Annotated in this window: 11 protein-coding genes, 4 tRNA genes and 2 pseudogenes; 14 read left to right on the top strand and 3 right to left on the bottom strand. The window is 65.7% G+C overall.

From position 1 onward, the window contains the following. The 14 genes and pseudogenes from infB to HDR50_RS01870 all read left to right on the top strand — a co-directional run. Positions 1 to 2,072, top strand: a 2,072-nt coding sequence (gene infB / locus HDR50_RS01805; protein ID WP_291355399.1) for a translation initiation factor IF-2, incomplete at its 5' end; no start/stop codon positions are given. Between the two features lie 78 nt (positions 2,073 to 2,150). After that, a complete protein-coding gene (locus HDR50_RS01810) occupies positions 2,151 to 2,441 on the top strand; it encodes a DUF503 domain-containing protein (RefSeq protein ID WP_165078682.1) in 291 nt (96 codons plus the stop codon). Then, on the top strand, positions 2,428 to 3,447 hold the full coding sequence (locus tag HDR50_RS01815; protein ID WP_291355401.1) for a DHHA1 domain-containing protein: 1,020 nt from the start codon (positions 2,428 to 2,430) through the stop codon (positions 3,445 to 3,447). Before HDR50_RS01810 ends, HDR50_RS01815 begins: the two co-directional genes overlap by 14 nt. Positions 3,448 to 3,488: 41 nt before the next feature. Next, positions 3,489 to 4,817: a trypsin-like peptidase domain-containing protein gene (locus HDR50_RS01820; protein ID WP_291355403.1), complete on the top strand. Its 1,329-nt coding sequence runs from the start codon at positions 3,489 to 3,491 to the stop codon at positions 4,815 to 4,817. A gap of 126 nt (positions 4,818 to 4,943) precedes the next feature. Continuing rightward, positions 4,944 to 5,132: a ferredoxin gene (locus HDR50_RS01825; RefSeq protein ID WP_165078658.1), complete on the top strand. Its 189-nt coding sequence runs from the start codon at positions 4,944 to 4,946 to the stop codon at positions 5,130 to 5,132. A 150-nt stretch (positions 5,133 to 5,282) separates the two neighbouring features. Further along, a complete protein-coding gene (locus tag HDR50_RS01830; RefSeq protein WP_291355407.1) occupies positions 5,283 to 5,948 on the top strand; it encodes a YkgJ family cysteine cluster protein in 666 nt (221 codons plus the stop codon). A 1-nt stretch (position 5,949) separates the two neighbouring features. Further along, positions 5,950 to 6,384 carry a hypothetical protein gene (locus tag HDR50_RS01835; RefSeq protein ID WP_291355409.1) on the top strand — a complete coding sequence of 145 codons (435 nt, stop codon included), beginning with the start codon at positions 5,950 to 5,952 and terminating at the stop codon, positions 6,382 to 6,384. After that, complete coding sequence (locus HDR50_RS01840; RefSeq protein WP_291355410.1) at positions 6,381 to 7,007, top strand: tetratricopeptide repeat protein; 627 nt, start codon at positions 6,381 to 6,383, stop codon at positions 7,005 to 7,007. Before HDR50_RS01835 ends, HDR50_RS01840 begins: the two co-directional genes overlap by 4 nt. 188 nt (positions 7,008 to 7,195) lie before the next feature. Next, positions 7,196 to 7,501: a pseudouridine synthase gene (locus HDR50_RS01845; RefSeq protein ID WP_291355411.1), complete on the top strand. Its 306-nt coding sequence runs from the start codon at positions 7,196 to 7,198 to the stop codon at positions 7,499 to 7,501. A gap of 257 nt (positions 7,502 to 7,758) precedes the next feature. Beyond that, a tRNA-Gly gene (locus tag HDR50_RS01850) sits at positions 7,759 to 7,833 on the top strand. A gap of 7 nt (positions 7,834 to 7,840) precedes the next feature. Beyond that, positions 7,841 to 7,914 (top strand) — tRNA-Cys (locus HDR50_RS01855). An 83-nt stretch (positions 7,915 to 7,997) separates the two neighbouring features. Then, a tRNA-Gly gene (locus tag HDR50_RS01860) sits at positions 7,998 to 8,072 on the top strand. 11 nt (positions 8,073 to 8,083) lie between these two features. After that, positions 8,084 to 8,158, top strand: a tRNA-Gly gene (locus HDR50_RS01865). Positions 8,159 to 8,336: 178 nt separating this feature from the next. Continuing rightward, positions 8,337 to 8,591, top strand: a pseudogene (locus HDR50_RS01870) (Arm DNA-binding domain-containing protein); the annotation flags it as partial. Here HDR50_RS01870 and HDR50_RS01875 read toward each other — a convergent pair. The 3 genes and pseudogenes from HDR50_RS01875 to HDR50_RS01885 all read right to left on the bottom strand — a co-directional run bounded on the left by HDR50_RS01875 (position 8,574) and on the right by HDR50_RS01885 (position 13,918). Further along, positions 8,574 to 9,675 (bottom strand): annotated as a pseudogene (locus tag HDR50_RS01875) (IS3 family transposase). The pseudogenes HDR50_RS01870 and HDR50_RS01875 sit on opposite strands and share 18 nt — an antisense overlap. Positions 9,676 to 9,732: 57 nt before the next feature. Further along, positions 9,733 to 10,239: a hypothetical protein gene (locus HDR50_RS01880; RefSeq protein ID WP_291355412.1), complete on the bottom strand. Its 507-nt coding sequence runs from the start codon at positions 10,237 to 10,239 to the stop codon at positions 9,733 to 9,735. A 661-nt stretch (positions 10,240 to 10,900) separates the two neighbouring features. Further along, entirely contained in the window at positions 10,901 to 13,918 is a 3,018-nt protein-coding gene (locus HDR50_RS01885; RefSeq protein ID WP_291355413.1) for a glycosyltransferase, read from the bottom strand. Between the last annotated feature and the right edge of the window lie 99 nt (positions 13,919 to 14,017).

Genomic DNA, 14,017 nt, shown 5'->3' on the forward strand with positions numbered 1-14,017 from the left:
GCGACGGCCAGCGGCCCGGCGGTTATCGTGACGGCCAGCGGCCCGGGCCTTCCGGCGCAGGGCGGCCCGGCGGCTACGGGGCCCCGCGCCCCGGCGCGCCCGGCTTTGGCCAGCCGGCCCCGGGCCAGGCTGACAGCCGCGACGGCCAGAGCAAGAAAAAGCGCCTCAAGGGCCGCCGCACCGTGGACTTCCAGCAGGGCGATTTCGGGCGCCACGGCGACGACGAGGAGGGGCTGCGCCTCAACCGTGGCCGCTCGCGCCGCAAGGGCGGCAAGGTGCAGGCCGCGCCGCAGGCCACCCAGCCCATCAAGGCCGCCAAGCGCAAGATCCGCGTCACCGAGGCCATCCGGGTGGCCGACATGGCGCACCAGATGGGCCTCAAGGCCAACGAGATCATCAAGGTGCTCTTCGGGCTCGGGGTCATGGCCACCATCAACCAGTCGCTGGACATCGACACCGCCACTCTGGTGGCGGCCGAGTTCGGCTATGAGGTGGAAAAGGCCGGCTTCTCCGAGGAGGACTACCTCGTGCCCAAGGAGGCAGACGCGCCCGAAAGCCTCAAGCCGAGGCCGCCGGTGGTCACCATCATGGGCCATGTGGACCATGGCAAGACCTCGCTGCTCGACGCCATCCGCAAGTCCAACGTGACGAGCGGCGAGGCCGGCGGCATCACCCAGCATATCGGCGCCTACCATGTGAAGACCAAGCGCGGCGAGATCGTCTTCCTCGACACGCCGGGCCACGAGGCCTTCACGGCCATGCGCGCCCGCGGCGCCCAGGTGACGGATCTTGTTATCCTCGTTGTGGCGGCCGACGACGGCGTCATGGAGCAGACGCGCGAGGCCATCAACCACTCGCGCGCGGCCAATGTGCCCATCATGGTGGCCGTCAACAAGATGGACAAGCCCGGCGCCGACCCTGACCGCGTGCTGCGCGAGCTCGCCGAGCTCGGCCTCCAGCCCGAGGACTGGGGCGGGGATACAGTCGTCGCCCGCGTGTCCGCCAAGACGCGCGAGGGCCTTGACGACCTGCTCGAGCTCGTGGCCCTGCAATCGGAGATCATGGACCTCAAGGCCAACCCGGACAAGCCCGCGCGCGGCCACATCGTGGAGGCCCGGCTCGACAAGGGCCGCGGCCCGGTGGCGACCGTGCTCATCCAGGAGGGCACGCTGCGGCTTGGCGACAACTTCGTGTGCGGGCCGTTCTCCGGGCGCGTGCGCGCGCTCACGAGCGACCAGGGCAAGAAGGTCAAGGAGGCCGGCCCCTCCATCCCGGTGGAGGTGCAGGGCTTCGAGGGCGTGCCCGAGGCCGGCGAGGAGTTCTTCGTGGTGGCCGACGACAAGCTCGCCCGCCGCATCGCAGATTCGCGCGCCGTGCGCCAGCGCGAGCACGATTTGCGCTCCGAGGCCAAGGTCACGCTGGAGACCTTCCTCTCCAGAAGCGCGGAGAGCCAGGAGGCCCAGACCCTCAACCTCGTGCTCAAGGCCGACGTGCAGGGCAGCCTCGAGGCCATCACCGAGGCGCTCAACAAGCTGAGCACCGACAAGGTGAAGATCAACGTGGTGCACGGCGGCACGGGCGCCATCAGCGAGTCGGACATCCTGCTCGCCTCGGCCTCGCAGGCCATCATCATCGGCTTCAACGTGCGCCCGGCAGCGCGCATCAAGGACGTGGCCGAGCGCGAGAACGTGGACATCCGCTTCTACGACATCATCTACAAGCTCGTGGACGACATCAAGAGTGCCATGGCCGGCATGCTGGCCCCGGTGCAGCGCGAGGTCTATCTCGGCCAGGCCGAGGTGCGCGAGACCTTCAGCGTGCCCAAGGTGGGCATCATCGCGGGCTCCTACGTGTCGGACGGCAAGATCGCCCGCAATGCCGGCGTGCGCCTCCTGCGCGACGGCGTGGTCATCTACACCGGCAAGATCGCCTCGCTCAAGCGCTTCAAAGACGACGCCCGCGAGGTGGTCAAGGGCAACGAGTGCGGCGTGGGCCTCGAGAACTTCAACGATGTCAAGGTCGGCGACATCATCGAGGCCTTCGAGACCGTGGAGGAAGCCGCCACCTTGTAGCACGTCGATGCAGTATCAGGGGCGGTTTGCGCGGCGAGCGCGGGCCGCCCCTTTCTGTGCACGGAAAAGACCATGCCCATGTTCGTGGCGGTGCTGACCGTCGAATTCAGCCTGGACGGCAACGACAACCTCAAGGCCAAGCGCCGCGTGGCCAACAGCCTGAAGCAGAAGGCGCGCAACACGTTCAACGTGGCCGTGGCCGAGGCCGGGACGGAAGACAGCCTCACCCGGCTCCGGCTCGCGGTGGTGTCCATCTCCAACAGCGAGCGCCACCTGCGCTCGCGCATGGACAAGTGCTGCCTGATGCTCGAAGCCGTCTCTCCCGAAGAAATGATCGACAGCGAGGTGGAGATCTATGCCGCTGATTGACGCCGTGCCCGAAAAATGGCGCGGCGACGCCCTGCGCGTGGCCGACGCCGTGCGCGGCCTTGACCGCGTGCTCATTGCGGCCCACGTCAACCTTGACGGCGACGCCCTGGGCTCCATGGCGGCGGCCGGCTGGATCTTTCACGCCCTCGGGCGCGAGTTCACGCTCTACAGCCCCACGGGCCTCCCGGCCACGCTGGACTTTTTGCCCCTGCCGGCGAAACTCCACACCAGCCTCTCGCACCTCCCCTTCGCGCCCGAAAGCGCGCTTTTGCTCGACTGCGACACGCCCGGCCGCCTCGGCCGCGAGCTCGCGGCCTGCGTGGCCGACTTTCCGAGCGTCAATATCGACCACCACCTCGGCGGCCCGGGCATGGGCACGGTGGCCAACTGGGTGACGCCCGACGCGGCCGCCACGGCGCAACTCATGGCCTGCGTGGCGCTGGCCCTCGGCGAGCCGCTGACGGGCGGGCTCGCCGATTCCGTGGCGCTGGGGCTCATCACCGATACCGGCGGCTTCTGCCACGGCAATACCAGCGCCGATGTCTTTGAGCTTTGCGCGCTGCTCACCCGCGGGGGCTGCCGCATCGCCGACCTGCGCGAGCAGCTGGACAGCGGCTGGAGCATGGGCCGCGTCCACCTCTGGAGCCGCCTGCTCGGCCGCGTGCGCCTCGCCTGCGACGAGCGCGTGGCCGTGTGCCCGGTCTTTAGGGAGGACATGCGCGAGTGCCACGCCACCAAGGAGGAAATGGAAGGCCTGGTGGACTGGTTCAGGCGCATCAAGGGCGTGCGCGTGGCCGCGCTGTTGCGGGAGGAGAGGGAGGAAAGCTGCAAGTTCAGCCTGCGCTCGCGCGGCTGGGTGGACGTGCGCGCCATGGCCCAGGCCCTCGGCGGGGGCGGCCACCGCAATGCCGCCGGCGGCACCATCGACCTGCCCATGGCAGCGGCCGAGGGCGTACTGCTCGAGACCGTGGGGGCGGCCCTGGCCGCGCAGGAGGCCGCACGGTGAAAGGGCGCCCGGCCAGATTTTTCCGGCGCCGGTGCCTCCGTGTGCCGGTGTTGCCGCTGCTCCTGCTCGCTTTTTTTGCCGCAGGGAGCGCCCTTGCCGCCCCGGCCATTCCCGCCCCAGCCATTCCCGCCAGTTCGGCGCGCCTCACCCCGGTGGTGCGCGTGGTGCAGGCCGCGGCGCCGGCCGTGGTCAATATCACGAGCGCCCTGCCTGCCGAGCGCGGCGCCCTGTCGCCGCTGGAGCGCTTTTTCGGGCCTCTGCCTGACCGTTTGGGCAGCCAGGGCCGCAAAAGGGCGAGCCTTGGCAGCGGCGTCATCGTGGATGGGGGGCGCGGCCTCGTGCTGACCAACGCCCATGTGGTCGCGGGCGGCGGCGAGATCATGGTCCATTTGCAGGACGGCCGCGACTTCCCGGCGCGGGTGCTCGGGGCGGAACCCGATTTTGACCTCGCCGTGCTGGAAATCCGCGGCGCCTCGGGCCTGCCCTCGGCCCGGCTGGCCGATACGGGCGACCTCCTGCCCGGGGAAACGGTCATCGCCATCGGCAACCCCTTCGGCTTCAATCATACCGTGACGACCGGCGTCATCTCGGCCCTCGGGCGCTCCATCCGCAACGAGGGCGGCATGCTCACCGACCTCATCCAGACGGACGCGGCCATCAACCCCGGCAACAGCGGCGGCCCGCTGCTTGACCTCGACGGGCGCATCATCGGCATCAACACCGTTGTGGACGCGCGCGGCGAGGGCATCGGCTTCGCCATTCCCGCGGGCAAGGCGCGCCGCGTGCTCGACGACATCATGGCCGGCAGCCACAGCGCGCCGCTCTGGCTCGGCGTGCTCGGGCAGGATGTGGACGGCCGCACGGCCCGGGCGCTGGGCATCGAGCCCGCGGGCGTGCTCGTGCGCGAGGCGGTGTCCGGCACGCCGGCGGCCGGGGCCGGTATCACGGCCGGTGACATCCTTCTTTCCCTCAACGGCACGGGCTTACGCGACGGCCGCGACCTTGTGAACGCCCTGCGCAACCAGATGCCCGGCGAGAGCGTGCGCGTGGCCCTGCGCCGCAAGAACGGCACGCGCACCGTGACCCTCACGCCCGTGCCGCTGGATGACGCCGCGGCAGGGCGCCTCATGGAGCGCCGCTGGGGCTTTTCCGTAAAAGACGGCAAGGGCGCGCCTGTTGTGGCCTCCGTGCGCGACGCGGGCCCGGCGGACTTTCTGCGGCCCGGCGACGGCATCGCCGGCATCGACGGGCGCCGCATGGCAAGCCGCAAGGAACTGGTGGACGTGTTCCGGCGCGAGCGCCTGGCGCCCGAGGTCATCCTCCAGATCGTGCGGCAGGGGCGCCTCTACCAGGCGCGGCTTGTGCCCTGAAGCCGCCTCCGCGCCGGGGAAAACGCGGGGAGCTACTTGACAGCCTCCCCCCGTGACGCTATCCCTTACGCGAGCGGGCAGGGCCTGCCCGTAAAAAAGCGGAACACCAAATTTCTGGAGGAAACAATGGGCTACAATGTGACCGTCGATACCGACAAGTGCGTGGGCTGTGGCGAGTGTGTGGACGTTTGCCCCGTGGAAGTCTACCAGATGAAGGACGGCAAGTCCGACCCCGTCAACGCCGACGAGTGCCTCGGCTGTGAATCCTGTGTCGAGGTCTGCGAGAGCAACGCCATCACCGTGGAAGAAATGTAAGCTTTCCCGCCGGGCGCCGCGTTTTCGCGCCGCAGGCGGAGGCCGTTCAGGAGTGCCGCCGGGTGCGTGCATGATACGCATGCCCGGCGGCACTTCCCTATTTGGCGCCCGCAGCCGTGCCGCCGGCGCGGGGCGCCCCAGGAAACATCCATGATCCCAGACCTGAGCCCCATCTTTGCCAGCTACGCCACCCTGAGGGACGAGGCGGACGCCATCTTCGCCCATGTGACGGCCAAATATCCCGAATGCGTCACCTGCCACGAGGGTTGCAGCGACTGCTGCCACGCGCTCTTTGACCTTTCCCTGGTGGAGGCCATGGCCGTCAACGCGGCCTTCAACGCGGCCTTCGGGCATGGCCGCGAGCGCTCGGACATCCTCACCCGCGCCTCGGAGATCGACCGCGCGCTCACGCGCCACAAGCGCGAGATGTTCCGCGCCGAAAAGGACGGCGAAAGCCCCAGGGCTATCATGGCCCGCGCGGCCAGCTTGCGCGTGCGCTGCCCGCTGCTCGGGGCCGACGACCGCTGCCTGCTCTATGACGGCCGCCCCATCACCTGCCGCCTCTACGGCATCCCCACGGAGATCGGCGGCGAGGCCCATGTGTGCGGCCTCTCGCGTTTCGACAAGGGCAAGTCCTACCCCACGGTGCGGCTGGAACGCTTCCAGAGCCGGCTCGACACCCTGAGCCGCGAGATCGCCGAGACCGTCGAGTCGCGCTTCGAGCTCGGCGAGGTCTATGTGCCGCTCTCCATGGCGCTTCTGACGCGCTATGACGAAAACTATCTCGGCATCGGCCCGGCCAGGGCGGAAGACTGACATGGGCGACGCCCCTTCCCGCCCCCCGGCTGCTCCCGGCGCTCCCCAGCCCGGCGCCGCGGCCGCGCGCCTCTTCGCCGAGGAAGTCCCGCGCAATCTCACCGCCGAGCAGGCGCGCCTCAAGCGCGAGATCTATGAAAAGATGAACCCGCGCCGGCGCAAGTTCGTGGACCGCCTGGGCTATGACCTCTGGGACCCCTTCCAGGCGCCCAAGGACCCGCTCGACATCCGCACCGAGCGCAGCCAGCGCACGGCGCAGGACCTGCTTGACGAATTTTCCCGCGCGCACGGCGCGGCCTCGCGCGACCGGGCCTACCGCGCGGGCGCCGTGGAATGCGCCATCGGCGTCATCAACAAGGACGAGAAGTTCCAGGGCATCTTCGATTTCTGCCTCTGGTACCATGATCTGCTGAAAAAAGAAGGACATTTGCCATGAAAGCCCATTATGACGACATCGACGAATATATCGCCGACCTGAAGGACGAGATCAAGGCCAACGAAAAGTGCGCCAACCATTATTACAACCTGGGCCTGGCCTTTTTGAGCAAGCGCGACTTCGTGGCAGCCGAGGAGGCCTTTCTGGCGGCCCTGCGCAATTCGCCGCACCTGGCCGAGGCCTATGTGCAGCTCGGCGGCATCTGCCTTGAGCGCGGCGACCTCGAGGGCTGCCTGCGCTACAACGAGGAGGCCGCGGGCTCGCGGGCCAAGTTCGCCATCCCGCAGAGCAATATCGCCTTTGTGCACCTCCAGCGCGGCGAGCCGGACAAGGCCATCCAGGCCCTGAACAAGGCCCTGAAATGGGACCCGGACTTCATCCAGGCCAAGAACGCCCTTATCACGGCCTATTTCATGAAGCGCGAGCTGGACACGGCCGAGCGCCTCTGCCGCGAGCTCATCGCACAGGAGCCGGCCTTCGCCCCGGCGTGGAACAACCTCGCCCTGGTGCTCTTTGAGGAAGGGCGCCTCGACGAGGCGCAGGAAGCCGTGGAAAAGGCGCAGCAACTGGGCTTCGAGGTGCCGGCGGGCTTTCTCGAAGAGCTGGCGGCCGCGCGCGGCTGAGCGGTTTTGCACTGAAGCACGAGGCCGGGCGGGCGCTGGGGCGCCGTGCCCGGCTTTTTTGTGCCGTAGGCCTGGGGGCCGGTAACGGCGCACCGGCGCGTCAGGCATGCTTCTTGCTTCTCTGTCTGCGGACAGCTACCGGGCGGACAATCCTGCCGCCTGTGTTTTACGATGCAAGGAGCACGACCATGGAATTGCAGTTCCGCAGCCGTAACCACGATCTCGGCGCCTTTTTCCCCACCTTTCAGGAGCGCGTGAACACCATGCTCCCGGCCGAGAACCACGCAGCGGCTGCCGCCAGCTCCGCCGCGCCAGCCCTCGACACCGTGGAGAAAATGGCCGTCACGCCGCACTATCCCAACACCGAGGAAGTGCAGATGACCCTCGCCCGTGTGGAAGAGGAAGCCGCCCTCCAGAGCCAGGAGCTCGTCGAGGCCCACTCCGGCCTCAACGAGCAGCGCGTCGCCCGCCTGCTCGGCCTTTTGGACGACTAGGCAAGACGGCCTTTTGACGCTTTTTGGGCGTTCTGGCCGGGGAGCGCGCGCCGAGAGGCCACCTGTGGGCCACGTCCTGCGCGCACGGCATTTTCGTCGTGCTTTGGCTGCCCGCCCATGCGCATACACCCGGGCACAGCTCTGCCGCAGTTGCCAGCCCTGTCCCGCGTTTTTCAGGCCATTTTTGCCGCCCGGGCGCGAAATGCGCCGCGGCGCTTGACAGTGAAACGGGGAAAGCGTAGGTTTGCCTCCTTCCTGCGGGAGTAACTCAGTGGTAGAGTGCAACCTTGCCAAGGTTGAAGTCGCGGGTTCAAATCCCGTCTCCCGCTCCACTGAATTGGCGGCATAGCCAAGTGGTAAGGCAGAGGTCTGCAAAACCTCCATCTCCAGTTCAAATCTGGATGCCGCCTCCAGTTTTCTTTTCGGCGGTCATATGGCCTCATATGGCTGCGGAGGGGCTTGAACCCTTCCATCCGCCCATCGGGGCGGCGCCCGTGCGGGAGTAACTCAGTGGTAGAGTGCAACCTTGCCAAGGTTGAAGTCGCGGGTTCAAATCCCGTCTCCCGCTCCACCAGCTTTTCTGCGGGAATAACTCAGCGGTAGAGTGTCAGCTTCCCAAGCTGAAGGTCGCGGGTTCAAATCCCGTTTCCCGCTCCAGATTGAATGCCAGCCGGGTTCAATACAGTCCAAAAGCCATTGAAAAAGAAGATGAAATGGCTTGGACGACAGTATGAACCCGGCTATTATTGTCCATAGACATCCCTCTTTTTCGGGGTACTTCCGGGGGTAGATTTTACCTGCCCGGAGATAATAGCCCACGCCCCTTACCGATACCGCCATCCGTGGCATAAAGCCTGCGGACAAGGCCCGGAAGTTTTTCGACGGTAATGGCCTTTTTCTTTATGTCGCGCCCAGCGGTACCAGGAGCTGGCGCGTGAAATTCCGCTTTCAGGGCCGCGAGAAACTGCTTACCCTTGGCACATACCCCCAACTATCTCTTAAGGAAGCGCGGGAGACATGCAATGACGCCAAAAAATTGCTGCGAAGGGGTATCGACCTGACCCTCCCCCATTCACGATACCACGGATAAGTTAGTGGTTCCTGTCGTGGTTGAGTGTTGATGTCTTGCCCGGAAAGCTTCCGGGCTTTGCCACCCAAGAGCGCAGTGGGGGCGGTCGCAGTTATACTCCTGCCGCCACTCCTCGATGAGACGCCGGGCTTCTGCCGGGGAAACGAAAATATTCTGGGTCAGGCATTCATCGCGCAGCGTTCCGTTGAAACTCTCTACGGAACCGTTATCTGTGGGCTTCCCGGGCCGACTGCGTAGGCCAACGCCATGTTTTTGCGCCCATCCATTCAAGGCATGACCTGTGAACTCCGGGCCATTGTCCGTTAGAAGCCTGCGTGGCAGGAGTCCTTGCAACCGAAGGCGCTCCAGCACCTGCGCACCCGTTGACCGGAAGGCGATATATCCACTTCCAAAGCCGGAGTCGATCGGTCCCAGAGGTCAAGGGTGGTCTGGATACGGATACGCCGCCCTGACTCCAGGCTATCGCTGACAAAATCCATGCCCCATTGCTCGTCAGGACCGATGGGGCATTGGCAGGCAGGGACGTTTCCTTGTGAGCCGCAAGTGCAAGGACAAACGCTCCTCGCGGTACAGCCGTTCCGTCCGCTTGTGATTCACCACAAGCCCCTCACGCCGCAACAGGATATGCAGCCGCTGAACGCCGAAACGCCGCCGTTCCTCAGCCAGTTCGCGCAGGCGCCGGCGCAGAACCGCATCCCGGTCCTGTGGAGAGGGACGCCGCGCAGTACTGCGACTGACACCAAGTGCCGCACAAGGCCGCCGCTGGGAGGCCGCATACGCCGACTGGACATAGCGTACGGCCTCCTTGCATGACGCGGGCTTCAGAAGTTTTTTGGATATCCTTGGGGATGGAAATGTCCGGCGCCTGCTCGGCCGCCATCTTCCTGAGCCGGGCGTTCTCCTCCTCAAGCCGGCGCAGGCGCATAGTCTCAGAAACATCCATGCCGCCATACTTTGTCCGCCACTTGTAGAAGGCGGCGTCCGAAATACCGTGCCTACGGCATCAGTCCACTACGCGTATACCGGCCTCGGCCTGGCGCAAGATCCCAATGATCTGCTCTTCGCTGAATCGACTCCGTTTCATGCAGTGCTCCTATGCCAGGAACACTAACTTTTCAATGGACCTGTATTTGGGGAGGGGTCAGTAGGCGGGCAGTAAAAATAGTTCGGCAATGGGGGCTGGCGTGTGCTGGGCGGAAACGATGTTGCTTTCCCGCGCAAGATAGGTGCCGGCTGCCTTCAAGGCCGTCAGGACGAGGTTCTCGCCCCTGGTGACGTTCACCACTTCCGCCCGGCGGGAGCACAGTGCGCCGAGCTCGCCGCAGGCGGCGTTAAAGTCGCGTCCCGGCCGCAACCAGCGGCCGCTGAAGACAAGGTTGCCCAGGGAGCAGTCGGCATACTCAAAAAGGCATCCCTCGGCCTCGCGGCGGTCCTGAAATTCCAGGAACGCCCCTATGTCCGCGGCCAGTTCCCGCAAGGTGCGAAAATTCGGCGACGCGAGAGCGTTGGCCATGTCGGGCATGGGACAGTCTTCGGGAGCCGTGGCCGCAATGGCCCGCAGGCACGCCAAGGCTCTCTCTCGAGCATCCGGGAAGCGCATTTCCAGCAGCCATTTCAGGCTCTTCCCCGCCACATCATCGGCCGCCATGAGGGAGCTTATATTTTTGCACATCGCTTGGCCCCAGCATACCTGGGAGGAAGTCGCGCAGGCGCCCTGTGGAAAGCCCGTCGTCATAGGCATTGACCGCCACCGTCAGGCGCATGTCCAAACGGTCGAGCAAGAACCGGGAGATAAGACTGGTACCCCCGGAAAAAAGGACGATTTGAAGTTGTCCGGCCTTATGCTTCATAAATGGCAGACCTTGCGTGTTCGCTCGAGGGGGCTATCGAGGGGGATGGCGTGTGAAGCTTGCTTCTCGGCATGGCGTCCACTGACTCGGCATCACGCGGTGTGTTGATGCCTGAGCAATACTCGGCTTCGGGAACCGGTACCGACAGGACCTTGCGGAGCGGCGGCTGCTTGAGCTGGTCAAGTTGCGCGGGCGTGAATTTTTCCGCGCCGCACAAACGCTGGGGTATAACACCATTCTCTATGATACGAGGGCGAACGCCGCCCAATATATCGAATTGATAAAGAGTCTGGAGGATACAGGCCTGGAAAGACATGTGAGCAAGGACGGAAGGTACATGATTTTTACCGTAGCCCAGGAGGGAGGGCAGCAAGCCGACTGACGGCTCCCGCGCCTGGCGGCGCGACGCCTAAACTTGGGGCTCCAGCGGGAAGGGCTCGGGATGCCTGGCGCAGGGCATCACTTCATGGCAGCATAGGCCTTGTTGTACGCCTCGATGATCCTGCTTTCCAATGAGTGATGACCATCATCCTCCCGCTCCCGCAACTGTGCCAGCAGCCTGCGGGCTGCCCCGGCGCGCGCGCCTTCCCCGGCCGCCCCTGTTTCCAGCAGCCGCAGCGCCCGCTTGAGGGCCGCGCCGCGCGGGTCGACGGGGCGGGTCACCAGGAGCCAGAGCCAGATGAGAAAGCTCGGCCTCGCGGGGTCCAGGTGGCGCTCCAGCGTTTCCAGGCTGGCAGGCCCGCTTGCCAGGATGTCGGGCAGCCCGTCCCGACGACATTCGGCCGACATGATGGCGAGCACATGGCAAATCGCCTGCTCGGCCACGCGGGCGCTGGAGACCGCCCCCCCATGGCGGCGATAAAAATGCAGGATGGTGGGGAGATTATCCAACTCTCCCCGTTCGAGCAGGCGCAGCCAGAGGTCATAGTCCTGTGCGGCGGTGAACGCCTCCCGGTAGCCTTCAACGGCGCGCAGGGCGCCCGTGCGCAGGAAGGCGGCGGGATGGCTGATGCAGGGCGCCTTGCCCGTGGTGAACCTGCGCACCTCCGTGGCGGAGGTGGGCACATCCTGGGGGATAAGCCGTCCCTCAGGATCGTCTTCATCAAATAAGGCCCACAGGCAGCCGCAGGCCGCGAGTTCGGGGTGCGCCTCCATGTGCTCCAGCTGCCGCGCGAGGCGTTCCGGCAAGGAGATATCGTCAGCATCCATGCGCGCAACATAGGGCGTTTCCACGAGGCGCAGCCCCTTGTTGAGGCTGGCGGTGAGGCCCAGTTTTTCCGTGTTGGTGACGATGCGGACGCGCGCGTCCCTGGCGGCAAAGTCCGCCAGCATGCCGGCCGTGGCGTCCGTGGAGGCGTCATCGAGGATGAGAAAGAGAAAATCGCCGTACGTCTGGCGCAGGATGCTGTTGACGGCGGTCTCGAGGTAGGCCTCGCCGTTGTGGACGGACATGAGCACGGTGACGCGCGGCTTTGCCGGGGCCGTTTTCACGGCCGGGACGGCATCGCTTGCCACGCACCATATCTCGCTCCAGCGGATTTCCTCATGCTCAACGAAAAGGCCAGCGCGCGCCAGTTCGCACAGGAACTGCTCACGGGTGTATTCTGTTTCGTGGGTGGGGTCGAGCCGCCACTCCACGCCGAGCTCTTTTTTCAGGGGCACGCGCCAGTCGCGTTCAAAAAGGGGTACGCGCAGCAAAAAACGCCCGGGGCGCAACTGTTTCCTGATCCTGCGCAAAAAGGCCGAACGCCCGGGCAAATGCTCCAGCACATTGCTCAGAACCACCGTGTCGAAACGTTCATCGGGCAAAGCCTCCGGGGCGTCCCCGAAGGCAAAGCGCACATTGGGGTGGGCATGGCGCTCATGCGCCACGGCGATATTGTCGGCGTTCAGGTCAATGCCCGTCACCATGGCGCCGCCCTTGGCGGCCATGTCGTATGCCAGGAAGCCGTTGCCGCAGCCGATGTCCAGCACACGCTCGCCCGGCCTGAGCTGCCGCACGAAGAAATCATGGCAGCGGGTATGCCTGTGCTCGGTGTGTACGCCGCCGTCGTAGGCCACGGAGTAGCGCCCTTCCAGCGGGTACAGCCGGCTCTCGAGGTCAAAGAGGAAGCGCAGGGCGTCCGCGGCCGGGGCATCGCGCAGGCGCCAGTGCACGAGCCGCATGATGGCGCTTGTGACCTTCCCCCGTGCTTTCGCGCTGAGCGTGGCCGGCAACTTTTTCGCCTTCCCGGGGAGCGCGCGCAGCTTTCTTGCCCCGATGCTGGCCCGCACCTTTTGGACCTGCTGCTCCGCCATGGCGTGCAGCTTTTTCCCTCCCTTGCGGATTGCCCGAAGTGCGAGATGCCCTGCTGCAAGAGCTTTGTCCAGCCGCGAGAGCTTCGGCAGCCGGGCATAGAGTGCCAGTTCTTCCCGCGCCACGGCGTCGACATGGAAGCGCAGGGCCGCATGCCGCGCCGCCTCACCCAGCCGGCGGCGCAAGCCGGGGTCGGCCAGCAGGCGCTCCAGGGCGGTGCGGATGGAAGCGGCATCCGTTTCGCACAGGAGACCGGTGACGCCGTCCACGATGCAGGGCTCTATCCCCCGCACACGCGTACCAAGCACGGCGCAGCCGCGCGCCATGGCCTCGATGAGCGCCTTGGGGTGGCCCTCATAGAGGGAAACCAGCGTCACCACCGCACTCTGACCAAGCAGGTCAGGCAGCCCGGCGGACGGGACGGTGCCGGTGAACTCCGCTTCCACCCCCCTGGCCTGCGCGTGCTGGCGGAGTTCCTCCTTCAGGGGGCCATCCCCGATGAAACGCACGATGACGGGGAGCCCCACGCAGGCGTCGATGAGCGCAAAACAGTTTTTCTCCTCGGCGAGACGCCCGAGATGGGTGATCACTGCGTTGGCCGCCGGCGCTTGCGCGGGGAGTAGGGGCTCGAACCAGGCGCCGGTGATATAATTGGGAATGACATGGAGCCTGTCGCCCGCGACGCCATAGCTATCCTCAATATAGTCGCGCATGGCTTCGGTGGTCACGATCCCGTGATCACAGCCGGAAAAGACATCCCGCTCCAGTGCAAGCGCCTGCGGCAAGTCCTCCTTGCCGCCGTCGCGGCTGTTCTGGCTCCATAAATAGCCGCAACGGGCCACGAAGGGCTTGCGCCACAGGCGCGCGCAGCGCAAGGCGCAGTCCGCGCCGTTGACCTGGTTGCTCTTGATGACATCGGCGGGGGCGAGCTCCCTTGCGTGCAAGAGAGGCATCAGCCGCTCGTAGCGACCGGGCGGCAGATGCCGGCTGTTCACACACACCGTAAGCCAGGGATAGCGTTGGGCGATGGCCCTGTCGTGTTCGCCGCCCCAGGAAACGACGGTTGTTTTCCAGCCTTCCCGGGCAAGCGCCGCATAGAGGGCCAGCTCGCGCTCAAGCGAGCCGTTGTCTTCCCACGCTGCCAGGGACATGCCCCGGGTCATGAACAGGACAAGGTTCATACTGTTTCCAGGAATATATTTGTATCGTTATTGAGGGACGCGCTTCAATACAAACCAGAGGGTGGTGGCTGTGAGGAGCCTTTCCTGAAAAGTGGGGTG

It is taken from the genome of Desulfovibrio sp., assembly GCF_014803725.1.
In the GTDB taxonomy this organism is placed as follows: Bacteria; Desulfobacterota; Desulfovibrionia; order Desulfovibrionales; family Desulfovibrionaceae; genus Desulfovibrio.